The following is a 24648-nucleotide window of genomic DNA, read 5'->3' as shown; positions in this document are numbered from 1 at the left end:
TCCCTTTCTTTTACCCACTAAAAATGGCCAATACACTAAATTTGGTGCACAGTTCCGGGGAGAAATCCTTCAGGGAGATGTTCATCATACCATGAAACTTCCTGATCCCTCCCGCCCAGGACAGGAACGTCAGGTCTATCTTTTTGCTTGGCTGGATGATTACTCCCGCCTGGTGTTTGGCCAATTTTATTGGAAAGAAAAACTCCCTGCGTTGGAAGATTCCCTAATGAAATGGGTTTCCCTTTATGGTGTTCCCCTTAGTATTTATTGCGACAATGGTGCCGTTTATTCATCTCATCATCTGCAAAATATTTGCGCGTCTTTAGGCATTCAATTACATCATAGCCGTCCTTACAGGCCCCAAGGTCGCGGCAAGGTTGAAAAGTTCTTCCAACTTGTTGAGAGATCTTTTAAATCCGAGGTAGAACTCCTTGTTAAGCAGGGAAAAATCTCTACTCTTAATGATTTAAACAATCTTTTTTCTCTTTGGCTGAACAAGTTTTACAATCGCAAGTTTCATTCTGCTACCAAACAAGCGCCCATGTCACGTTGGGAAGGAAATTCCTATCAATTGAAGCATCCACCTGTCGATACCCTTCGAGAAGCCTTTCTTTGGAAAGACGAAAGGACAGTCTCTCTTACAGGTATTATCTCAGTGGATACAAATCAATATGAAGTGGAACCTTTTCTTTGTGGTAAAAAAGTTACCCTCCGTTACGATCCCTATGACCTTTCATGCGGAATTAGGGTTTTCTATGATGGCCGACAGTTTAAGGATGCCGTACCTGCTAAAATTCACCGTCATAGCAAGAAAGGGTTTCAAAAAAAGCTTTCTTCTACACCTCCTGTTACTGGATTGAATTTTCTGGAACAGCTGGCCGAAACTAAACTAACTAAGAAGCAAGCCCTTTCTTTTTCCGGGTTGGAAGGTGATTTAAAATGATGGCTCAACTTTCTTTTTTACGGGAAATCCCCACGGAAAGTTTACTTTCTCTCCCACAGCACAGGGAAGCTCTTGCCCGTCTTAAATACATAATAGCATCGAAAGGTTTTGGTGTTATGACCGGGTCCCCAGGTATGGGAAAATCCTCAATTTTACGCACTCTTGATGCTTCCCTGGATAAATCACGGTTTCTTTTTTGCTATATCAATGATGCAGATTTAAAACCAAAAAATCTGTATAGCAAAATTCCTTATTATTTATCTGTACAGCCATCAACCTATCTGGATCGGATGAAAAAACAGTTTCGTGATGCCGTAGTCAATTTATATGATACTCATGACCGCCTACCCATCATCGTTATTGATAACGCTCAAGATTTACCTATCCAGACTATTAAGGAGATACGTTACCTACTAAACTTTGAAATTGATGCCAAAAGTTTACTGTCCCTTATCCTCGTGGGCCACCCTGAATTAAGGGATACTTTAAAACTTCGTTCCTTTGAGGCAGTTTCCCAGTGTATTACCGCTCACTACCGTCTCTCACCTTTGGATGAGAAACAAACATACGAATATATTTCGCATCATCTCAATCTTTCTCAACTTAAGATGCTATTTCCTGAGGATGTTGTTAACCGTATCCATCAGTTTACTTCCGGGATTCCCAGGGTCATTAATCAGATTTGTCGACACTGTCTCATTGATATGGATTCCAATCAACTGGAATTGGCAGATCACCAAGTATTAGAACGGGTTCTTTCTGAGTTCCAGTATTAATGGAGGGAGTGGATTTTAATGAATTTTTCATGTTCCTGTTGTTGGGAAAATGGTAAAAAAGAAAATTGGACGGGACGTATTGCTGACATCTACTCTTATGGCAGCCATTATGAAATTTCCATCCAAAGTCGTTCCAGCATTCGTATCCTTATTGGCCAAACGTGTTCCGGATTCTTTGCCTGCATCCCTGATTTCCAGGCCGGATGCCACTTAGGTTCCTTAGAGGACATCTTTTACAATCAAGAAAAGTTAACGTTCGCTATGGAAAATGTTATTGATGCTGCTACCGTAGCCTCGGCCCTTAGGTATTTATCCGGTATTTTATCATTTTAATTTCTTTCTATATTTTTAAAGCAGATGGGTTTTCCTCTCACGGAGAGGGTAGGGCAATGTCTTGGGGATGACAACCTGAGCGCTCTGTGGGAGGCCTGGAGTAATTCCTCCCACCCTTACCGGGTGGGGAAAGCCCATCTGCCTTTTTATATTACTCTGGGCCTTTAAAGCGTTAATTCCCCCCCACGATCTTTTTCCGTATTTATACGTCAAAAACTATATATCCGTCACTTATCATGGAATTATCCGCCATTTTAGATTGGAGTCAACACCACGGACAAGCTCCTCTCTTTAATCGACAAGGAGCTTGAAATATGAGCGTTTTTCTTTCGAAATTCAGTAGACTTCCGGCAAACTCTTCGGTATGCTTGGGATTGCGGAGAAATCCGCATTCCCAGCATTCCGTATCGGTTTGCCAAACGAAAAGGAGGTTATTATGACACAGGCAAACCAAAAGTACACAATACTCTACGGCAGACTGAGCCAGGAGGACGAGCGCGATGGCGAATCCAACAGCATTCAGAATCAAAGACTAATGCTGGAGAAATACGCTGCCGACAACGGCTTTGAGAACATTCTCTTCCTTTCTGACGATGGCTACAGCGGAACAAACTTCAACCGCCCCGCTTGGAAAGACCTGATGAAGCTGGTGGAAAGCGACCAAGTGGCTACGATTATCGTCAAGGATATGTCCCGTCTCGGCAGAGATTACCTGCTGGTCGGCCAGTACACAGAGATGATATTTCCAAGCTACGGAGTCCGTTTCATCGCCATCAACAACAACGTAGACAGTCTTTATGGCGACAACGACTTCACCCCATTCGTAAACCTGTTCAATGATTTCTATGCCAAGGATACCAGCCGGAAAATCCGTGCTGTTGTGAAGTCCAAGGCAGAGCGAGGCGAGCGTGTAGGCACAAGAGCGCCTTATGGCTACAAGAAGGATGAGGCTAACCCCAAGAGCAAAATCGTCCCCGACGAGGATGTGGCGCCGATTGTCCAGAGGATATTCAACCTCTGTGTTGAGGGAAAAGGCCCGACTCAGATTGCCAAGCAGCTTAACAAAGAGCAGGTGTTCTCGCCTGGTTACTATTACTACATCAAGACCGGCAAAATTCTGACCAACGTGGATATCACAAGACCGTATGCTTGGAGCAGCGCCTGTATTGCTGACATTCTGGAAAACGAGGTTTATCTCGGACATACCATTAATCTGCAATATACGACGCTGTCCTACAAAAACAAGAAACGGATCGAGCGTCCCGAGTCAGAGCATCTGCGGTTTGAGAACACCCATGAGCCGCTGATAACGAAGGAAATATGGGACATCGTGCAGGACATCCGTGAACACAAAAGGCACAGGACAAACATGGAGGAACAGGATATGTTCTCTGGCTTGGTACGCTGCCTCGATTGCGGCGAGAAGATGACCCTGCATCGGGCACACACCCTTGCCGCCGTGAAAAACAACTTCATGTGCTCCACCTACCGAAAACGCGGCAAAGAGAAATGCAGTTCTCACTACCTTCGGGAAGTCCATCTGGCGGCAATCGTACTGGATGACCTGCTCAGAGTGACCCACTTCGCACGGCAGCAGGAGGCGTTATTCATCCAGTATATCAATCGAAAAAATAACGCAGAAACCCGACGTGAGATTGAGCGGCTGCAGAGGGAACAAGAATTAATGCGCCGAAGGGATATCGAACTGAGCAAATTGTTCAAGCGTTTATATGAGGACAATGTGCTTGGCAAGGTAACCAACGAGCAGTTCCGGATGCTCTCAGAGGATTACAATACAGAGCAAAAAAGCCTTAAGGAGCGAATTCCTAAGAGTGCGGTGCGCATCGAAGAACTGCAGGCTTACATCTCAAACGTCACCCGATTTATCGATAAGGCAAGGCGGTACACCGAGATAACCGAACTCAGCGGTGAACTGCTGAACATTTTTATTGAGAAAATTGAGGTAGGTGAAAGAGCGGAACGATACTCCAGAACGGCGGAACAGGAAATCATAATTCACTATCGTGACATCGGCGTCGTCGGAGCTTTTGCCGAAGAAGCCGAGAAAGTGGCTGAAATACGGCAAAGGCAGACAGCTTAATCTGCTGTCTGCCTCCACCAATACCCACGGTTCATAAATTGGAGAACGCTTAAAATTTCGTGTAATTGGTAACAATAACTATAAAGGAGATGTTATCAATGAACGAAAGAGCAAATGAATTAGTAAAACTATTGGCACAGGAATGCAGTAGCATGGAGGACATCCATTCCATGCTGAAAAACCTGTTCAGCGGAACAATTGAAGAGATGCTGGAAGCAGAAATGGATGAGCATTTGGGATATGATAAGCATAGCCCGGCAGGAGATCTGAGCGGAAATAGCCGGAATGGCTACAACAAAAAAACGTTACAAACGCAAATGGGAAAGACGGAAATAAAAGTTCCACGAGATCGAAATGGTGAATTTGAACCGCAATTGATTGAGAAATATCAAACAAAATCAAATAATTTAGAGCACCAAGTGATAGCCATGTATCAAAAAGGAATGTCTACCCGTGATATAGAAGACCACCTGCGTGATATCTATGGAGTAGATGCATCACCGGCTCTGATCAGTCGAATTACAGACAAAATCATGCCGCAGCTAATGGAGTGGCAATCAAGACCATTGGAGAGCATATATCCTGTAGTCTTCTTTGACGGAATAGTCTTCAAAGTGAGAAAGGATGCCAAGATCATCAACAAATGTGCCTATACAGTATTAGGGATTAATATGGAAGGCAGAAAAGAGATATTAGGTATTTGGATCAGCGAAAATGAAAGTGCAAGCTTTTGGGCAACTGTAGTCAATGAGATGAAAAATCGGGGCATAAACGACATTTTAATTGCATGCCACGACAATTTAAGCGGATTATCGACAGCGATAAACAGCGTTTTCCCGAAAACAGAGCAGCAGCTTTGCATCATCCACCAAATCAGAAACTCAACAAAATATGTTTCATACAAAGATTTAAAAACTATTATGGCGGATTTAAAAATGATCTATCAGGCTCCATGTGAGGATGACGCACTTTATCATCTTGAAGAATTTGGGGAGAAATGGAGTAAAAAATACCCACAGATAGCAAAGTCATGGCGAGATAACTGGAGCGAGCTTTCGGTATATTTCAAGTATCCAGAGAATGTTAGAAGGCTAATTTACACGACAAATTCAGTAGAAGGATTTCATCGGATGTTACGGAAATTTACAAAAACCAAAACCACCTTTCCCGGCGATGAATCACTAAAAAAATCAATCTACTTGTCCATTATGGAAATTGAGAGAAAATGGAGTTTACCAATTCGCGATTGGGGAATAATAATGGGGCAGATGTCTATCTTCTTTGAGGAACGTCTGACGGACAGCAAAGGTGTATAACTTCTCGGGGGCTCTGCCCCCGAACCCCCGGAGTTTTCCGGGTTGGGAATCTAAGCAATAGAAAATGAAAAAGCAGCCCCATTTGAGACCGCCTTTTCAATTGCTTGAGTTCCCCAGTCAGACCCTCAGGTTGCCCTCCGGCAGAGCCCTGTCTTTCTGACTGTACTAAAATTTTACCCATTATTGCAAGGTATTAAACCTTGTTGGGAATAGCCAATTACACGAAATATGAAACACTGCCATAAATTGTCCCTATGGATATGCGCCTAAGCATCCCAACTTATTTTTTCTTGCTTTTCAATTTTGTCGGTTCCTCTGTCACTTCCTCTATCAGCTCCTCGCTGGATTCCATATCCACCCTTGAGACAGGAAAATTGTCAGGACCGTAAATCGTATCTTCCTCAGTAGATTTCATTACCATGTTTTTTAAGCCTTCGGGCAAATGAGCATGAGGATCAGGGATAAAACTTTTTTCTGTGGTCATATCATTACACCTCCACAGTTATTCTCCCATTTCTCCATAATTCTTATGCAGGGTGGCAAAAGAAACGGTTGGTAACCCAAGCAGTTCCTGCGTTGTTTCATCACAAAAACCGCAGGATTGTCCCTGCGGTTTTACGCTTCTATTTTGCGTCAGTATCAATGATAGCTTTTGACATTTCAACCATTTCCTTGAGAGTAAAATTATAATCACTGCCCATAATCATATACTGTAACCCATCTTCGTACCAACTTAGGCCCTTAATATTTTGATAGCTTACTTCCGGCGATCCATATGAGATCTCCAGTTCACCTGCTTCATAAGCTTTTTTATCTTCCTCAGTAAGCTCGTAAGCTGGCGGCACAAATTTATAATCTTTTTCATAATAATACAGGTTAATGCCATTATAGTTATCCACTAAGCTGCTGGAGCTATTATCTATAAATTCTTCTTTTATTTGAGAAACATTCAAGGATATTGATGATTTCTCAGACCCTCGTGTATAGGCAAAATTTACGTCTTTGGTTTTGGTTAAAACATTTCCCGCTTCATCTGAAAGTTCTGACTCGCCAGTGCCTCCGCGACTAAATTTAAACCCTCCCGGCAACATTTCTGTATATTTAGGAGCAAATCCTACATCCTTTATAACTCTGTCCACGCTAGGGAAGGTCATATACTGAGAATTTGTACTATGTCCTTTCCAGCTTGTTGCTAAGTTTGTTCCAATTACCGCTGTTGAAACAAGTAATAATACACAGCATGTTAACACTGCTACTGACATCTTACCTCTTTTAAAACCAAATATCTTACCTCTCATTTTTTCTTCATACCCCGTTTCAGTAATATTTTTTTTGATTCTGCTAAACATTTCAGCAGATGGCTCTGCTTCTGCAGCTTTTTGAATTAAGTTTAATCTAATTTCCTCATCCTTATATTCATTTATTTTCATACTGCAAAACCTCCCTTGAAATATTATGGTTATGTTGTGCAACTAAGCTGTTTTTCAGTTTGTTTCTTCCCGCATAGAGTCTGGATTTAACAGTTCCTTCAAAACATCCCATTATTTTTGCGATTTCTTTAACTGAAAAGTCATCATAGTAATAAAGAATTAGTGTCGTCTGCAACTTGAGATCTAATTTTGATATTTCTTCATAAAGTATATTTGTCGTTGCTTCTTGTTCAAGTTTTTCCGCATAGGATTTGGCGCATTTCTCCTCTACCATTTCTACAATGCCTTCAGCTGGTAATATCTTTTTTTCTTTCTTCATGTATTGCCAGGTTGTTCTGGTTAATAACCTAAAGAACCATGTTTTGAAGTATTCTGGATGTCTAAGACTTTTTATAGAGCTATAACACTTTACAAAAGCCTCCTGCACAACATCTTCACTTACCACCTTATCTCTTGTCATTAAGTAAACTGTTTTCAAGGCTTTTAATTTATATCGTTCAAATAACTGCTCAAAGGCTTGTATATCTCCCTTCTGAATCTTTTCTATCATCTCTGCTTCTTGCAAAACAGCCCCTCCTTCATTAGACGCGTCTACTTATATAGAGATTAAATTAGTTAATTCGGTTCATTTTTATTAAAAATATTTTTAAATAAGAAAAACGGAAAAAAGCGGTTGCCCATTCAAAATAGGCAACCGCTTTTTTTCTAGTATGCCGGGCATGGCATGTTACTGATGGTGAAAGTTCAGTCTTTTTGAGGATGAAAGTAATCCATATTCCCCTCCTTTACGATTTTAAAAACTGCCTTAGCTACATCCTACCCCATTTCATTTCTTTACCTTCTGAATCATACTTCTTCCTTTTGGCAGTAAGTTCCCTAATGTCTATCCGATAAACATTAACGCGGTCCATACCTGCCTTTATGGCATAGGGAAAGTACTTCATCTTGTCCGGGGTATATTTTTCACAGATCAGCCTCAACGCCTTTACCCGCTCCTCTTCATCATCCACTGGCTGTACTCTGCCCTTGACGATTGCAGATTCATACTGGGTGGTAAATACACTACTGATCAAGAACGCTGTTTTATTCTCGTCTTTGACCATCTCGTCCAGTTCCTCCTCGGAAAAGTTATCCGGAACAGCGACATCCCCTACAAATGTTACGTTTACCACTGGAGATGAATTGAAGATATCCACCTTTTTTCCCTCTTTAGCTGAATGAAGGTATAGATAATCCCCTTCGCGCACGATGGAAAGGGGCAGCCCATAGGCCTGTTCCGACTCATCAATCATGGAAACCACACCAAAACGGGCTTTGTCAATGATCGACAAGCCAAATTCTCTGCCCATTTCTCTATCTTTTCTTCTCATCGAATAACCTCACATTATTTATTAATTCCATCAGCAAATAACTCTATTGGAGATGCTCTGTCCTTTATCTATCTATTAGGATATCCCTATATCCTTCATCAATCCATCTCTCCAAGCCATGCCTCAATGGGTATGCCCTTATATTTATCCACATTGTCCTTGTTGAGAACAATGAGTTTCCTTATATAATCCATAGCAGCTTGGACACTTGATTTTAGGGAAGAGCCGGACAGGACCTTGCCCATCATCACCGCGGAAAAAATATCTCCGGTACCGGGAAATCGCACCGGTACAAATTCAAAGGGCAAAGTGAAGTATTCATCAGTTTCTGCGTCATACCCTAGTACAGCCATCCGATCTGAGAGTAGGATACTCGTTATGACAACGGATTTTGCGCCCATTTCCCGAAGCCCATTGATCAGCTGATGCCCTTCATCAATGATAATGGCGTCTGTCTTGATCTCCATGCCTACAAGAAGAGCAGCTTCTGTATAATTGGGAATCATATAGTCAGAGACCTTGCAAAGCTCCCTCATGTACGTCACGGTTTTTTCCGATATGCCGTTATAGAGCTTTCCGTCATCTCCCATGATAGGGTCAACAAAGATTTTAGTCCCATTTCGTGATTGTTGCCTGCAGAAATCTGCAATCAGTCCCACTTGCTCCTCAGACACAATAAAGCCAGTCGAGATAGCATCGAAGCTGAAGCCTAGTTTCTCCCACACGGCGAGGGTATTCTTCATGTAGTCGGTTGTGTCCAGAATGTCAAACAGCCCATAGTCCAAAGTGTTGGAAACCAGTGCCGTGGGCAGGTTATAAAGATTGAAACCCATATGGGACAATACCGGAATCATGGCTGAAAGAGCCACCTTGCCATAGCCCGGAAGATCGTTGATTAAAAGTATCTGATCCTTCAATTTATTCCTCTTTTCTTCACGCATTTAATTTAATTAAGTATAACACAAATTGTATTGGTTTTAAATTTGTTAATCGCCCCCGTCCACAATCTATGGTCAGGCCGCTTGCAACGGATATTAATCAGAAATGAAACATCCCTCTTTAGTGGGTGTTTTGTTCTTGCCAACACTAATGAAGTTCAGTTTTAATATTGTTAATAGTTGGAGTCTCTTCCAACACAAAATGAAAGAAAGATCATCTTGGAAGTTAGCAGAAACATTATGTATAGCGTCGTGATGCTCATAAAATGACAGCTTCACTACTTTAAAATTTGTTTTAAAATAAAATCGATTTTGGCAAGTGCATAATTCCCTTAATAAAAAAACACGCTCTGTCAGCGTGTTCTCTCATTGCGTTGTTTAATCCATTGAAATACCTTTTTCTTGTTCATCTTCAGCTTCCGTATTATTCTCCTGCATCAGCACATCAAGCTGCCGGATAATACCGGAGCAGTATGTTTTTAATTCCGGAATGTCTCCCGTGATAGTTTCCCATAAACCCTCAACATCAATTTTGCCATAGCTGTGGGCAACGATATTTCTTAGTGCTTCTATTTGCGTCCACGGCATTTGGTCATAGGTTTCTTTGAAATCATCGGTGAGTTTGCCGGTTAGTTCGCCAATCTGGAGTACGCAAAGGGCGACGGCATTTCTGTAAACGGAATCTTTTTGAAATACTTCATACTCTGCTCCAAACCGGCCCATGTTTTCTTCTATTTCATTGCAGTATAAAATGATATGCCGTAATACTTCGGCATTTCGGCTACTGAGCATAGAGAAGCACCTCTTCCTTCTGGATTCTGTGAAAGAAGTCATCCTCCAGGCTTCCGGTAGTCAAAACATCAACTTTGCTTTCTAAGGCATCCTGAATTTCCGTATACAGAACAGGGTACAGAACAGGGTACGGTTCTTTGTTTGGCGCAGATATCCAGACTTAACGGTTTTACCGTTAATAAGATTTTCTGGTGGCAGAACAAAATCGAGTAGCCGGGGCCCTACGGCCCCAAGCCCTCACAGAACCGGACGTGCCCTAATAAGGCATCCGGCTCTTCACTTCATCATTTACAAACGTAGCTACTTCCTATTCCTATGTCAAATATTCTTATATAGGTTTTCGCCCTTGGCAGCGGGTATTTTCTTAGAAAGGGTAGAACAGGAGACGGTTCTTTGTTTGGCGCAGATATCCAGGTAGAACAGGGGACGGTTCTTTGTTTGGCGCAGATATCCAGACTTAACGGTTTTACCGTTAATAAGATTTTCTGGTGGCAGAACAAAATCGAGTAGCCGGGGCCTCACGGCCCCAAGCCCTCACAGAACCGGACGTGCCCTAATAAGGCATCCGGCTCTTCACTTCATCATTTACAAACTTAGCTACTTCCTATTCCTATGTCAAATATTCTTATATAGGTTTTCGCCCTTGGCAGCGGGTTTTTTCTTAGAAAGGGTAGAACAGGAGACGGTTCCTTGTTTGCCCAGAACAAGGAACCGTCCCCCGTTCTACTCCCGTTTTACTCTATAAACATAAGCGCTGCTCTTGCCCGGATCATAGCCAATGCACTTGTGAGAAGACGTATTCCGATCCAGACGCCACATGGGAATGAAACGGGGTCAGGCTTAAAATATTGAATTACTTTTTAAATAATTCACTATTTTAAGCCTGACCCCAAGCCCCGAAAGACAAAAGTTAATGGCCCTGTAAGTGATATTGCTTTTAGTTTAAAGAAGAAAGGATTAAAAGCGATGGAAAGAGGAAAATATTTCCCCGGCTTCAAAATTTTCTGGGCAGGGATAAGGCAAATATTGCCCTTCCAGATAAGCAACGGGATGAACTTCCCGTGCATAAATGGCCTGAATCAGATCCTTTTCATCCCGGATACCGTCGGGAAATACAGTGGCATAACGACCTACCTCATGGCGGGCATGGGCATCACTGCCGCCCAGACATGGCAGTCCCAGCTCCTGAGCCAAAAAATAGGCATCCATATTATGGTGGTACTCCGTATTGCCATTAAAGGCCTCCACACCACCCAAAAGCTTCATATCGCGAATGGCCTGACCCATGCCCCGGTTGTTTTGCCGGAAAGGATGGGCACTGACCGCCACACCACCCTCTTTAACCACCAAATCCAAAAGCTCCGGTGCGTGCAACTTTTCTTGGGGGATATGTTCCAAGCCGAAAACCGTAACATCCCCCTGCCAGGTGAGTACCTCTGCCCCCGTGATAATCAAAAAACCAGTCCGTTGGGAAAGACGAAATGCCTCTTCTTTGATTTCATTGCTCTCATGATCCGTAATGCAAATCCCGTCCATTCCCATCTCCCGGGCCTGGTCAACAATTTCCTCCAAGGAAACAAAACTATCCAGGGAGTATTTACTTTCATGCAGATGGGTATCAATGATCATTGGTTTATATCCTCATAATCTTTAGAATGGTAAAGCTTAAAACTTACTTCCTTATCATACCATTCAGCTTTCATTTTTAAAAATTAAAATTTTTTATTAAACGATCCTGTCTGATAGATTTTATCGATAAAGGACATCATCCGAGAAAATACTCCCTCCCAGCTCAATGTGCCAATCGCTTTTTCCCATGCCGGTCCGTGATCATCCCTCTCTTTGACCCGATTCAACTGCAGGTTAATGGCGTCATAAAGGCGGTCTTCAAAAGCAGGCAGATCCTGAACCGAGGGCTGATCCACCCGTAAGGGGGGTAGTTCCGCATATTGAATCATTTCCCGGCTGCCCGGAACCTGATCTAGATAGCTTTTTAAACCGGGCTGCTCCGTCGTTACCACCCGAAGACCGGAAGCCAAGGCCTCGATTACCACCAGGGGCAGTCCTTCAAAAAAGGAGGGCAACACGAACAGATAGGAGGTACGGAAAAGCTCCCCCAGATTTACCTGGCTCAGATTGCCGTGAAAAAGGACATCAGTCCGGCCCTTTGCCATAGTGATGATCTCACGGGCCTCCATACCGCTCCCTGACCCGGCTAAATGAAGCTCTATACCAGGGTGTTTTTCCGAAAGCCTTTGAAATACTCGGATCAGAGAAGGCACCCCCTTGGCAGCGCTCAGTTTCCCTGCGTAAACAAGCTTCAGGGGCCGGAGACTTTTTGCCTTGTTCGGCGGAAAGAAAAAGTCGGGACTGTAGCCTGCACCGCTCACCTGGATCAGCTCTTTGGGAAAATCCAGCAGTTGATGAATCTCCTCCTTCTGTGCTTCATGAAGAGCAAAAATCCCGTCCAGCCTGCGGCACCCTGCCCGAGCCAGGCCGGAAAACCTGGGAGCCAAATGATACTGCCTAAGGCAGGTTCCGTGGCATAAACCCAGTACTGGGATATGGGGCAAGGTTTGTCGGGTCAGTGCGCTTAAGAGCCAGAGATGATGACAGATAACAAGATCAGGCTGAAAAACCTCAGCCGCCTGCACTAGCTTTTTTCGAAAAGCCATCTCCCAGCTTTCCAGCATTTCTTCTGTCAGATCCCGATATCTGGTGCTGGGATAAGGCATCACATCGCTCATGCCCACTATGGGAAAGGGCAGCGCATCCGTTTCAAACTGCACCGGGAAAAAGGCTGCTTGTCCCATCATTTTTGCCGCGGTTTCCGTTTCCTTCAAAGGCACACCGGCCACCACCCCTGGGCTGATACCGGCTGAAGTCCCGGCATGGATCAGAGCTTCCAGGAATACACCGCTTCCCGTAAGCCACGGTTTCTGGCAAAGCACCTGCAAAATCTTCAATCTGCCGCCCCCTATCCGCCAACATTCTTCCGAATTTCCGAATTTCCGAATTTCACTGCATTAAGGATTCGACAAAAATGAGCAAAGCCCTTGCCCGATCAGTTTTTTATTAACTCTAGGGTAAAACAGGGGACGGTTCTTTGTTTGACACAGATATCCAGACTTAACGGTTTTACCGTTAATAAGATTTTCTGGTGCCAGAACAAAGAACCGTCCCTCGTTCTATAAGATTTTCTGGTGCCAGAACAAAGAACCGTCCCTCGTTCTACCCCCTCGTTCTACCCCTCGTTCTACCCCGTCCCCTGTTCTAACTTCTTATTGTTTCGCTTTCTTCATCTTCGCCCTATATGCCTTAAGAAAACCTAAGCAATCCTTATCTCTTCCGCTTATGAGTTCAGCTACAACAATCGCGCTTTTCATTTCCTCTTTGGTGGGATCAATAATAGCGCAAGTCAGTCCGCTATCGATGGCGGCAATCAGGAAAAATGAGTTAATAATATCCCGATCCGGTAAACCATAGGAGATATTACTGACCCCTAAACTCATATTGCAGCCCAATTCTTTTTGCACTTTCTTCATGGTATCCAAGGTTAGTTTTGCCGATTGATCGTCGGCGCTTAATGTCATGGCCAAGCAATCAACGATGATGTCCTTGCGGTCGATCCCTATTTTTTCTGCTGCTTCCACAATTCTTGCCGTTATGGCAAAGCGTTCTTCCGGTTCATGGGGAATCCCCTTATCATCCATGGGCAGGGCAATCACTGCGGCATCATACTCTTTAATTAAGGGAAGGACCTTATCTAGTTTTTCCTTTTCCCCGGAAACCGAGTTGACCAAAGCTCTTCCTTCATATGCTTTAAGTGCAGCTTCCAATACATGACTGCCGGCCGAATCAAAACATAAAGGCAAATTAGTGATATCAGTGATGATTTTAATCGCTTCAACCATCGTTTTTGCTTCATCAATACCTGAAGCGCCCACATTAACATCCAGCACATGGGCCCCTGCCTGCACTTGCAGTTCCGCTTCTCTGGCTACACCGCTCAAATCATTATTTTCTAATTCTGTAGTAAGCTTTTTTCTCCCCGTAGGATTAATTTTTTCCCCAATTATCACAAAGGGATGATCCGGGCTGATCGTGACAGTTTTTGTCTTGCTTTTTAAAATGGTTTCCATGAAATTAATCTCCTTTTTACTTTTTTCATCATTTCATAATTTTTTATAAATTTTCTGTTTTTTTACGCTATTTTACGCTATTCCATGTTTTCTTATGCTATGCACTACACACTATCTTATATCTTTCCAGATGCCCATATATTTTATTTTATTATATTATCTCTTAATCTACATCATCCCAGGTTCCAGGAGTCTTCTGTCCTGCCCAAAGATATGGTTTTTGACCGACACCAAAACAATAGACCCAGGAAAAGCCCCAAAATACGGTGTGCCACGCCATTATTTGTGCTTGCCATAAGGAAGCATCCCCGGGAACGATCGTATTAAATAATGGTATGATGGCACGGGTGATTAGAAAACACCAGGTTAAAACTGAGAAAAGTGCGATCGTTGTACCCCATGGTTGTCTGATACGGCTAAAGGGCCAGCATTGGGTGCAAGCAAAAACAGCAAAATTCAGACCACAGGCAAAGGCAAAAAATAAATTAAATTCGGCAGAACCGGCACCTAAATTCCATGTCCAAAACTGGGGCGCATTATGATCAATCGTAAAATGACCAAGCCATGAGGCCACGGAAACAAAGATCCACATTAATCCTAACAGTAATGACCAGGAAAGGATGCTAAAGGTGGGTTGCTTAACACGCCGAAACAGATATGCTAATCCCCCGGTCACGATAATGGGCTGCAGCATGGCAAACCAGGTAGAGGGAAAGATGACAATGGTACGCAACAGAACGAGGGTACCACCCACGGCAATAATTAAATTAAGAAACATTTTTCTGACAGGAGGAACATTGGGCAGATGCGCATCTCCACCCACAAAGCTGGTTGCGGCCAGAATCAACCAGGCATTAGATATAATCGGAAAGGCCCACATGACAATATTGACATGAAAAACACGCACCAGCATGATCCAAAATGCAGCGGCAATAACCTTGGCCAGCAAAATCAGCAGAATTCCCCTAACCCATTTGTTTTCAACTTTTTGAAAGGGCCATTGTCCGGCGATGGCAAAGATACTGACTAAATATGCTCCGATTGTTGAGATCCCAATGGAAGCATATTGGGCGGATTCCCCATCCATAAACATGCTGAGAAATGGTTCCCAAAACAACCAAGATAAGAAAGCAAACACCAAAATCATGACGACCCAGGGAAAACCCCTTAGAAATGATTGAACATTCGGCACTTGAATACTATTTGTGGTATCTGACATATAAATCCTCCTTCCAGCTAGAAAAATAGCATGTAACTAACCGAGACATCTCAAAGAGAAGGGATTTTTACATTTAAATTAAGTTGAGCAAAATGAATTTGCATTGATCAAGGTGTAATCAAGGTGTAATCAAGGTGTAATCAAGGGCAGCATTGATAATCTTTTTCTCTGCTGCCCTTGATCGTCACACTTTCTTACCGGTATTACAGGTATTAGCGGTCTTCTTTAATATCTTAATTCATGGGGAGGCCCATTTCTCGAAGCTCCGCCTTTACCTTTTCATAAATAGCAAGATATTCTTTTTTGGGCTCAACTGTTTCTAAATCATAGCACTCTCTAAAATCGCCGCCTAAGGTGTGTGCGGTGTGGTCATCAATATATGGTTGATATTTTTTCATAATATCAAGGACAAGTCCATTGGCCTGTTCTCTGGTAAGTTTTGTTTTGGCAACTGCTTTAGCTACCTCACCGGAAAATCTCAAACCTAATCCACTGGCATGATCCAAGCCGCCGCTTTGACAACCTGATCCGCCGGAAACTCCGCAACCCAGAACAATTGCGCTGATCGCCGAGGCGGCAGATTCCCAGAAGAACTCTTCGCTGCCAATTCCCGCTGTCATCTGCCAACCGCCCCCGATCAATGGAGCACTATGGGTGTTCCTCATAACAGCAGCATTTTGGTAATTGCTGCACCACAAGGAATATTTACTGGTATTACTGAAATACATGGCATCAACTGCCCAAGAACCATCAAGGGTAAGATCAAAGAGCAATTTATTTAAAATGAACTCCGCGGTACCGGTCACTGCCGAGTGAGCAGGAGATCCGGATAAACCGCCCGGATAGCAGCACATACCACCCTGGATGATGTTACCATTCGCATGCCATATTAATGCTCTGTTTAAATGAGCGTACTCCACCTTATGCTGAGGTGTGAGCAAGGCAGATCTGTTATCCCCCGGCTGCATGCCCCAGCCAGGATTATTAACGGAAAGCAGAGCCGGTATGGAAATGGATCTGATCCCTCCGTCTGCCATGCCCGGGCGGCTGGCACGACGGCATACATCCTTAACGATGGAGGTGCATTTCATCTCAGCCATTATTTCCCAAGGGGAATTCGGTGTTACCGGCATACCAAAGATGGAGGTCAAATTACCCTGGAAGGCAATATGATCTGCTAATGGTTCTCGAATATAACTCCAACAAACCTTTTCATAAATATCTTCAGAAATCGGTCCCAAGATGCGGCCATGCAAAAATGCGGGCTGTTTTAAGTCATCGTAATTTTCTATGCCACGATGCTTGCACACAATGGCATCATTGCCCCGGCCCATGACAAAATGATCAGGGATATTTTCAATCACATCAAGAATTTCTTTTTCCGTGAACTCAATGATTCTTTCCGTATCAACACATAATACGCCCACTTCAACAACCAGCTCAATTGCCGCCTTCCACAAACGATCAAGCATATCATCATCACAAGGAATCATATGACTGGGATCGTATACAATCCCATATTTTTTGGTAATTTCCTTTACCTTGGGCCAATAAACCTTGGTATCAAAATCATCCCGAAAGCAAATCGGACCTGTTTCAGCTCTTTTCCAGAAATCTAAGAATCTGCCTCTGCTGCTAATCAACATATCTGTGCAACCCCCTTTTTTATTAAATCATAATTATACTTAATTGGCGATTAATTTCTTGGCAACTTCAACGGCACCAACGGCATCCTTGGCAAATCCATCGGCTCCGATAGAATCTGCCCAGCTTTGAGTGCAAGGGCCGCCGCCAACCATGACCTTAAATTTATCACGTAATCCTTTAGCTTTAAGAAACTCAATAACTGTTTTTTGCTGTGCGATGGTCGAGGACATTAAAGCAGACACGCAAATAATTTTTGCCCCAAAAGCATCGGCTTCGGTAATAAAGGTAGAAGCATCCAAATCAATCCCCAGGTCTTTGACCTCGAAACCGCCCACGGTCAACATGGTGGTTACCATATCTTTTCCTACCGTGTGCAGGTCGCCTTTGACGGAGCCAATTACAGCTCTCGGACGCTCACCTTGTGTTGTCCCTGATTTGAGCAGTTCCGGTTCAAATATTTTCATCGCTACTTTAAAAGCCTTTGATGCCAGCAGTACTTCCGGCAAAAATATTTCCATAACTTGGAACTGTTCGCCGATTTCGCCCATGGTATCACCCATAACCTTCATGGTTTCTACAATATCAGCTCCTGTACTGACCACTTCCTCGGCAGCAGCTTGTGCCATATCTTCATCAAAAGCTAAGAGAGCATCTTTCATTTTCTGAATAACTTCTTGATTTGCCATTTTTAAATCCTCCTTATTTTTGCTTGATTTCTTTTTATAAATTCACAGGACTGTTACTTAAAGCAGCAACAGAGTAGTCCCCGTGCAAGCCGATCAGTTAAAATTTCGATTCTCAGTTTTCTCAGTTTTTGCTATTTCTTTGCCTTCGGAAGGCGGAAGTTAAAAGTTCCATCACTAATGATTTGGTCCCCCAGCTCATGTTTCCAATCAAAAAATCCTTCCATGGCACTTAGTGGGGCATCCGGTTCCATGTAGATCAGGTACCAGATATCATCTTCTGCAGTAAATGAAACAGGCATGTCCTTTTCCATAGGCAAATGGGCGTTCTTCCAGGCATTTGTGCCGCCTTCAAGGAAGAAAACTTCGGCCTTATTCCATATCTCTTGGGCATCGGCAGCTGCAAGTTTGGCATGTGCTTCGCAATCCGAGGTAAGCACGACGACTCCTGCATCAGGATTTGCTTTATAAGCCAGTTCCAGCCAGCCGCGAGGTACCCAGGCAGATCCCGGAATATGCCCCTGACGATGTTTATCGCTGTATCCCACGTTCATCACCAACGGGGGGGTCATGCCTGAGAGCATTTCCGAGAGATTTTCCGGGGTGATGCTATTTATAAAAGCGGGGGTAGGGATAGGCTTTGGTTCGGGACCGGAGACGAGGCCTTCCCTGCCAAGTCCTGAGCCCCCCAGACCGCCTTTAAGCACGTATACGTTTGGTATATCAATTTGTTTGAGCCAGTAAGCAGTGATGATGGCTCGAACCTCTGTGTCGTCAATAAGTACGAACCGAGCCTTACGCACAGAGGCATATTCGTCGGAACGCTGTGTCAGTTGTCCGCCGGGAGCAGAGCGGGAACCTTCCAAATGCCCTGCTTCGTATTCCTCGGGTTGGCGCACATCAAAAATATAGAGGGGATTGTCCTCTGCTTCCTCCTGCCACTTGCGAAAAGTATCCGCATCGATAAATTCAATACCGAAGGCGTCCGCCATTTTACCGGCTCGTTCTTTGGCCAGACAGTGTGCCTCAGCAGAAGGTGGAGCGATTCTTTTCCTGATGCCATGTTCTAATTCAAAGCCGCTCTTTCTCCAGTTCATCGTGCCGCCTTTCAAAGAGGCGATTGGGTTTGGTGCGCCGAAATCAATCAGCATTTGGGTAAAAAGAATACTACGGGTCCTGGCCGCACAATTCAATACCACCAAGGTGTCCGGGTTAGGCGCGATATCATGCAAACGATAGGCAGATTCGCAGCCAGGGGCGTTAATGCCTTCAGGCAAAGACATGCTGGTAAACTCTTCCGGTACACGGATATCTACAAATGCCACATCTCTTCCCTGAGCCACCTGCTCGTCGATTTCTGCAGGAGTGTAACCGGGCACATCTTTTTCCTGTTCCAAAATCTCGGCATAGCCTTTGGCCATACAACTTGACCCTTCTACCACCACATAACCGGCATTTTGCCATGCGGCCAAGCCGCCCTTAAGAATTTTTACCTGGGTATAGCCCATCTTTCCTAAAAGCCGGATGGCCTTCTCGGCCCGGGGGTCATCTTTTTCCCCGCTGTCAAAAATGACCATGGGAACTGTCTTACTTGGAACCAGCACAGGAACAATGAATTCAAGACGGCTGTACGGTGCGGAGCTGGACAGAAGCAGATGGCCTCTGGAAAATTCCTCCTGCTCCCGCACATCAAGAACTGCGAATAGGCCGCCCTTTTTGAACAACTCCATCGCTTCAGCAGGAGTGCAGTAATGATCTAAAAGTGATTCTTTCGATTCTTTCGATTCTTTCTCATTTATCGTATCCAATTTCATCTATTCTCCTTTCTAGGTTTCTCCTTTCATAATTAATAAAAATTCACGAAGGATTAACTAATTAAAAACTTAATGATGAGGGTTTTTTGTTGGGGTGAAAAGTAAATTCGTTGCTGCCCCAAAAGGTATTATGTTTAATCTCAACTTACATGATTAATTAAAAGCAATTATCATGCCAATCTCAGAAATTCAAATTATTTGTCGAAAAATGCAGGATCCGTGGATTATATACCCTGGTCTATTGCTGAATATTCATTGGTATTGCTGGATATTTCGGTTCTATGCCATTTAGTGGAGTTATCCTGATAGAAACAGACCTGAATTTGCCTGTAATAATTTAAGAAATAAAAAAAGTCGCATCATTGCGACCTTAAAACAGATAAATCATTTCGATATAGGTATATAAAGAAAAATCTTATGTCGCATCATTGCGACATAATTTTAAAACTGCGACAATTATTACGCTAAATCATATTTTTTAATCTTCCTAAAGATTGTCGAACGGTCAATCTTTAATGCTTCGGCCGCTTTATCTGCCGAACCATAGGTTTCTATAGCCTTTTTAAGTAAATTTTTTTCATAATCTCCCACCATTTCATTTAATGATTTATCAGCATCCTGAAAATCAATATTGTATAATTCGGCAGTGTCCGTAAGCATATGCTGGGGCAGGTCACCGATATCGAAGATATCATTTTCATGAGAAACAACAAATCCCTGAATGAAATTTTCCAGCTCCCGTACATTACCCGGCCATTTATAAGAAAGCAAAGCTTTTTCGAATTGCTCTGTAAAAGATACATTCTTATGATATTTGTGATTGTATTTGTCTAAAAAGAAATTTACCAGCTCCAAAATATCATCTTTTCTTTCCCTTAAGGAGGGGATATTAAGCACAGCAACACATAAGCGGTAAAATAAGTCGCTGCGAAACTTACCTTTTTTAACTTCTTCCGCTAAATCACTATTTGTCGCGGCAATAAACCTGACATCTACTTTTCTGATCTTGGTGGAGCCGACACGCATAAATTCCTGGTCTTGGATTGCTCGTAATAATTTAACCTGCATCTGTAAAGGCATATCGCCAATTTCGTCCAATAATATGGTTCCTTTGTCGGCCATCTCCAATAAACCGGCTTTACCTTTTTTATTGGCACCGGAAAATGCCCCGGAATCGTAGCCAAACAATTCTGATTCGATCAGATTTTCAGGGATCGCCGAGCAATCAATTTTTAAAAAGGGTTCTTTAGAGCGCATGCTTTTTTCATGAATTTTTTGAGCCAGCACTCCCTTGCCTACCCCTGTTTCACCTAAAATCAAGACCGTCGCATCAGTATTGGCAATCAATGTTAATTTTTCCATTAGTTGAACCATAGGGGCGCTTTTAATAATTGTCGTCCCTTGATCAAACTCTTTTTTGCGCTGGTTATTGACCTCCCGATATTTTTCAATCATAAATTGCTGATCCATGATCTGTTCCTTGAGTTGGTTAACTAAGGTTAAATCCCTGACAAAGGTGATCACCAGGGAAATTTTGCCTTCCTCATTGAAGATGGGGTAACCGTTACACAAAACATTTTTGTTCGCCTTCGTAGTTTGCATGGTCGTTACTTTCTTTCCGGTCGCAATTACTTCCGGATAGGTAAGAACATCAAAATTCCCTTCTTCTTGCAGTTCAAATACTAATCTGCCCACCAGATCCTCCCGATTTAAACCGGTTAGCTTTTCATACATACTATTGACAGCCAGTGTTTTCCCATCAGCATTTGTTACATATATTCCTTCCGAGAATAACTCCAATACTTCCTGATGAAGCCTGCCCAGATAGGAATTGATCCATAAATTATTAAACAAGTGATTTCACCTCTTATTATCGGCTGATTATAGGCTGAAACAATTAGCAGGTTTTTTACTCTTGGTATGGTCTTGGTTTTGATTATGGTCATGATTATGGCGTTGATTATGACGTTAATATATCTTCTATAATAATTTCCCCATTCCTTATTATATAATGATAACCCGCACATGGCAATTTTCCCTGAGGTTCAAAGAAACAGAAGGTGTCGGGTAAGCAATCTCTTTGCCCATGGTCAACACGCACCAACACGCTCTTTTTTACGAGCAAGCTCATCGTTGCGTGGGAAAGACCGTTTTCCCTTCTTAATATAATTTATTTGGAAAAATTGGCTCGCCCTTAACAATCCGTATTTTGGTTAAATAAATAACAGAGAATTGATGCAAAAGGTGCTTGTTCTTCTTACGACATAAGTTTACTGCTGATAGGATACAAGCAACATAAAGGGCTTGCCTTGGCTAATTCACTCGTCACTTTATTGAACATGGGACTCCTCTTTCACTTGGCGTTCCGGCACATCTTGGCATCTTTTACCTTAGTGTTATGCTATCAAAAATAAATTCAAGGGACAAGGGACCTGTCCCCCCGTCCCGCCAGGGACAAGGGACCTGTCCCCCCGTCCCGCCCCCGTCCCGCTGGCATCCTTTTATCTTGCTCTTTAGATCGTTAAAGGATAGAATAACCATTGATAGCCATTGATGACCGATCAATAAACCATCAGGCAGCAATCATTAAGATCCTGCATGAGATACGAAATGACGGGTAGGCTGAAATAATTTCTGATTAAGCGAAAACTGTTTCAGATAAAGGGAAATATGAGGAGTAGATTCTATGACCGAGAAAGATAAACTTATCATCAGCGAAAACATCGCCATGCTCAAATGTCCTGTCTGCGGAGACAGGATGTCTGTTCAAGGTAACAAAAGCATTGTTTGTTTGAATAACCATTGCTTTGACATTGCCAAAAAAGGGTATGTCAATCTCCTGCAAAATCATGGTAATTCAAAATATGATAAAAAACTGTTTCAATCCAGAAATATCATATCCCAAACCGGCTTCTTCGATCCATTAATCGAGGCTGTGGTGCAGATGATGGGAAAGATTATATCTGATAACGGGAGCATTTCTGATAACAGGAGTATTTCTGCTCTCGATCTCAAAACTAAATCGATCAAGATTTTGGATGCGGGATGCGGTGAAGGTTTTCATTTAGCTCGGATTATCAACGGTTTAAATGATCAGGAACATCAGGAATACCAGGAATATTTAGAAACAGCTCATCTTTTGGGCGTGGGCATCGACATCTCCAAAGGAGGCATCCAAATTGCCGCCAAAAATTATCAGGATATCTTCTGGCTTGTCGCAGACCTGGCTAAGACTCCCTTTATGGATCAGCAGTTTGATGTCATCTTAAACATTCTTTCTCCGGCAAATTATGGGGAATTTAAGAGGATTATTGGTGATGAAGGGATCTTGATTAAGGTTGTCCCGGACAGTGATTATCTGAAAGAATTAAGAACGGCCTTTTATCAGGAAACCGACAAAGAATTATATTCGAATAAAATGGTGCTTGATCTTTTCAGCAAAAATTTCCATATCATTGACACCCAAAAGGTTAATTATGAGTTTAAGTTAAACAGTGAAGAGCTGCACCATTTAATAAAAATGACCCCTTTGTCCTGGGGTGTCTCAGAGGAAAAGATGCAGGAGGTATCTGAAATAGGTATTAACAGGGTGACTGGGGCTTTTACTATTATTGCTGGTATGCCCAAAAAATTAGACTTTAAAAAGAATCGTTAATCAACTCAGGTTCTGAACATCCTTTAGTGTAAACGGAATAATCATCCAAAAATTTGTTAATACTTTTATTGTAGCATAATCAGGGCAACGCTGAGGAGCGACCCCACGCTTGCTACGGACTTATACGGTAAAACGGCGGGCTTATGTTCGCTGTTTTACATTTTACCGGTAAGTCCAATGCGTATAAACCTCGGGGGTTTGGGGGCAGAGCCCCCATGCAGCTTTTAAGCCGTAAATCTATCTGCGAAGTAAATCATAATCTGGCTGTATGCCATCGCCCAATTACGAGCTGGCAGCGTCCATTTTTTAGCGATTTCTTTGACCGATAGGAAAACAACCTTTCTTATCGAGTCGTCAGTGGGGAAAATCGCCTTTGCTTTCGTGAATTTTCGCACCATTCTGTGGTATGCTTCCACCGCATTCGTTGTATAAACCAAATGCCGGATTTGCTCAGGATAGTTGAAAAACGTTGTAAGTTCAGCCCAATTTGCGTCCCAGGAACGCATAATAGATGGATACTTCTTATCCCATTTTTCCCGAAATTCCTCTTTTGCATACTCCGCATCGTCAAGATTTACCGCGCCGTAAATTTTCTTTAGATCGGCACAGACTTGCTTTCTATCCTTGTATTGCACAAACTTAGTAGAATTGCGTACTTGGTGCACTATGCATAACTGCTGCTTGGTCTCTGGGAATACCGCGTTTATGGCTTCTCCAAGCCCTTTTAGGTTATCGTGGCAAGCAATAAAAATGTCCGTAACACCGCGGTTTTTAAGGTCGGAGCAAATGCTTGCGTAAAATGAAGCTCCTTCGTTTTCGCTTATCCAAATCCCTAAAATATCCTTCTGGCCGTTCATATCAATTCCCAAAACTGAATAGACGCACTTGTTTATAATTTGGCTATCTTTACGGCTTTTGAACACAATGCCATCAAAATATATTATCGGATAAATCGCTTCCAACGGGCGGTTTTGCCACTCATTCACTTCCGGCAGAATTTTATCTGTAATCTTAGAAATCAAGGTTTGAGGGATTTCCGCCCCGTATATCTCGCGCAGATTATCCTCAATGTCTCGCTGCGACATTCCTTTAGAGTACATAGCCATTATCTTTTGCTCAATCTCATCAGTTCGAGTTTGCCGCTTTCCAAGGATTCTTGGTTCAAATTCACCATTACGGTCACGGGGTATGGCTATTTCGCTTTCCCCGTAATCGCTTATAATAGTCTTGCGATTGTAACCATTGCGCGAATTACCACTGTTATTACCCTCTACACAATGTTTTTCATAGCCCAAATGTTCATCCATCTCGGCTTCTAGCATCTGCTCAATAGAACCAGCAAATAGTCGTTTTAGCTTTGACTGTATATCACCCGTGCTTTGGCAATCTTGCATCAGCAGACTTACCAATTCCATTTCTTTGTCCGTGAGTTTGTTCTTAGATGTTTTCATATGATAACCTCCATTTGTTTTATGTGGAGATTATTACC

The 24648-nt window shown here is 42.9% G+C and carries 21 protein-coding genes; 6 read left to right on the top strand and 15 right to left on the bottom strand.

Annotated elements, in window-relative coordinates; genetic code table 11:
• The first annotated feature begins 64 nt into the window (after positions 1–64).
• The 5 genes from CEQ75_RS11610 to CEQ75_RS11590 all read left to right on the top strand — a co-directional run bounded on the left by CEQ75_RS11610 (position 65) and on the right by CEQ75_RS11590 (position 5469).
• Positions 65–943: a DDE-type integrase/transposase/recombinase gene (locus CEQ75_RS11610; protein WP_276327735.1), complete on the top strand. Its 879-nt coding sequence runs from the start codon at positions 65–67 to the stop codon at positions 941–943.
• Complete coding sequence (locus CEQ75_RS11605; protein ID WP_089610810.1) at positions 940–1719, top strand: ExeA family protein; 780 nt, start codon at positions 940–942, stop codon at positions 1717–1719. The genes CEQ75_RS11610 and CEQ75_RS11605 overlap by 4 nt, the downstream gene beginning before the upstream one ends.
• An 18-nt stretch (positions 1720–1737) precedes the next feature.
• Positions 1738–2052, top strand: coding sequence for a DUF6618 family protein (locus tag CEQ75_RS11600; RefSeq protein WP_089610808.1), 315 nt, complete (start codon positions 1738–1740; stop codon positions 2050–2052).
• 436 nt (positions 2053–2488) lie between these two features.
• A complete protein-coding gene (locus CEQ75_RS11595; protein WP_089610806.1) occupies positions 2489–4153 on the top strand; it encodes a recombinase family protein in 1665 nt (554 codons plus the stop codon).
• A gap of 98 nt (positions 4154–4251) precedes the next feature.
• Positions 4252–5469 (top strand): IS256 family transposase, encoded by a 1218-nt coding sequence (locus CEQ75_RS11590; RefSeq protein ID WP_089610803.1) that lies wholly within the window; start codon positions 4252–4254, stop codon positions 5467–5469.
• 280 nt (positions 5470–5749) lie between these two features.
• Here the strand turns inward: CEQ75_RS11590 and CEQ75_RS11585 are convergent, their stop codons facing one another.
• From CEQ75_RS11585 to CEQ75_RS11520, 14 genes are all read right to left on the bottom strand, one after another.
• Entirely contained in the window at positions 5750–5953 is a 204-nt protein-coding gene (locus CEQ75_RS11585; RefSeq protein WP_089610801.1) for a hypothetical protein, read from the bottom strand.
• A gap of 139 nt (positions 5954–6092) precedes the next feature.
• On the bottom strand, positions 6093–6899 hold the full coding sequence (locus tag CEQ75_RS11580) for a hypothetical protein (RefSeq protein ID WP_089610799.1): 807 nt from the start codon (positions 6897–6899) through the stop codon (positions 6093–6095).
• Entirely contained in the window at positions 6886–7464 is a 579-nt protein-coding gene (locus CEQ75_RS11575; RefSeq protein WP_089610797.1) for an RNA polymerase sigma factor, read from the bottom strand. The genes CEQ75_RS11580 and CEQ75_RS11575 overlap by 14 nt, the downstream gene beginning before the upstream one ends.
• Before the next feature lie 244 nt (positions 7465–7708).
• Positions 7709–8269 carry a pyridoxamine 5'-phosphate oxidase family protein gene (locus CEQ75_RS11570; RefSeq protein WP_089610796.1) on the bottom strand — a complete coding sequence of 187 codons (561 nt, stop codon included), beginning with the start codon at positions 8267–8269 and terminating at the stop codon, positions 7709–7711.
• 98 nt (positions 8270–8367) lie between these two features.
• Positions 8368–9186: a pyridoxamine kinase gene (locus tag CEQ75_RS11565; protein ID WP_089610794.1), complete on the bottom strand. Its 819-nt coding sequence runs from the start codon at positions 9184–9186 to the stop codon at positions 8368–8370.
• A 399-nt stretch (positions 9187–9585) separates the two neighbouring features.
• Positions 9586–9999: a HepT-like ribonuclease domain-containing protein gene (locus tag CEQ75_RS11560; RefSeq protein ID WP_089610792.1), complete on the bottom strand. Its 414-nt coding sequence runs from the start codon at positions 9997–9999 to the stop codon at positions 9586–9588.
• 957 nt (positions 10000–10956) lie between these two features.
• Positions 10957–11628 carry a PHP domain-containing protein gene (locus tag CEQ75_RS11555; RefSeq protein ID WP_089610790.1) on the bottom strand — a complete coding sequence of 224 codons (672 nt, stop codon included), beginning with the start codon at positions 11626–11628 and terminating at the stop codon, positions 10957–10959.
• 83 nt (positions 11629–11711) lie between these two features.
• Entirely contained in the window at positions 11712–12965 is a 1254-nt protein-coding gene (locus CEQ75_RS11550; protein ID WP_089610789.1) for a glycosyltransferase family 4 protein, read from the bottom strand.
• Positions 12966–13280: 315 nt separating this feature from the next.
• Positions 13281–14141: a dihydropteroate synthase gene (locus CEQ75_RS11545; protein ID WP_089610787.1), complete on the bottom strand. Its 861-nt coding sequence runs from the start codon at positions 14139–14141 to the stop codon at positions 13281–13283.
• Positions 14142–14304: 163 nt separating this feature from the next.
• Positions 14305–15360: a hypothetical protein gene (locus tag CEQ75_RS11540; RefSeq protein WP_089610785.1), complete on the bottom strand. Its 1056-nt coding sequence runs from the start codon at positions 15358–15360 to the stop codon at positions 14305–14307.
• A gap of 233 nt (positions 15361–15593) precedes the next feature.
• Positions 15594–17006: a monomethylamine:corrinoid methyltransferase gene (locus CEQ75_RS11535; RefSeq protein WP_089610783.1), complete on the bottom strand. Its 1413-nt coding sequence runs from the start codon at positions 17004–17006 to the stop codon at positions 15594–15596.
• A 39-nt stretch (positions 17007–17045) separates the two neighbouring features.
• Positions 17046–17693 carry a cobalamin B12-binding domain-containing protein gene (locus CEQ75_RS11530; RefSeq protein ID WP_089610781.1) on the bottom strand — a complete coding sequence of 216 codons (648 nt, stop codon included), beginning with the start codon at positions 17691–17693 and terminating at the stop codon, positions 17046–17048.
• Positions 17694–17824: 131 nt separating this feature from the next.
• Positions 17825–19498 carry a rhodanese-like domain-containing protein gene (locus CEQ75_RS11525; RefSeq protein WP_198306521.1) on the bottom strand — a complete coding sequence of 558 codons (1674 nt, stop codon included), beginning with the start codon at positions 19496–19498 and terminating at the stop codon, positions 17825–17827.
• Positions 19499–19963: 465 nt separating this feature from the next.
• Entirely contained in the window at positions 19964–21358 is a 1395-nt protein-coding gene (locus CEQ75_RS11520) for a sigma-54 interaction domain-containing protein (protein ID WP_089610776.1), read from the bottom strand.
• An 832-nt stretch (positions 21359–22190) separates the two neighbouring features.
• Between CEQ75_RS11520 and CEQ75_RS11515 the strand changes: the two genes are divergently transcribed.
• Complete coding sequence (locus tag CEQ75_RS11515) at positions 22191–23159, top strand: putative RNA methyltransferase (protein ID WP_089610774.1); 969 nt, start codon at positions 22191–22193, stop codon at positions 23157–23159.
• Positions 23160–23383: 224 nt separating this feature from the next.
• Here the strand turns inward: CEQ75_RS11515 and CEQ75_RS11510 are convergent, their stop codons facing one another.
• Positions 23384–24574, bottom strand: coding sequence for an IS256 family transposase (locus CEQ75_RS11510; protein ID WP_420828418.1), 1191 nt, complete (start codon positions 24572–24574; stop codon positions 23384–23386).
• Between the last annotated feature and the right edge of the window lie 74 nt (positions 24575–24648).

The sequence above is a fragment of the Dehalobacterium formicoaceticum genome, from assembly GCF_002224645.1.
GTDB classification, from domain to species: domain Bacteria; phylum Bacillota; class Dehalobacteriia; order Dehalobacteriales; family Dehalobacteriaceae; genus Dehalobacterium; species Dehalobacterium formicoaceticum.
Note: the sequence above shows the minus strand (reverse complement) of the source record. Positions and strands in the feature narration are given on the sequence as shown.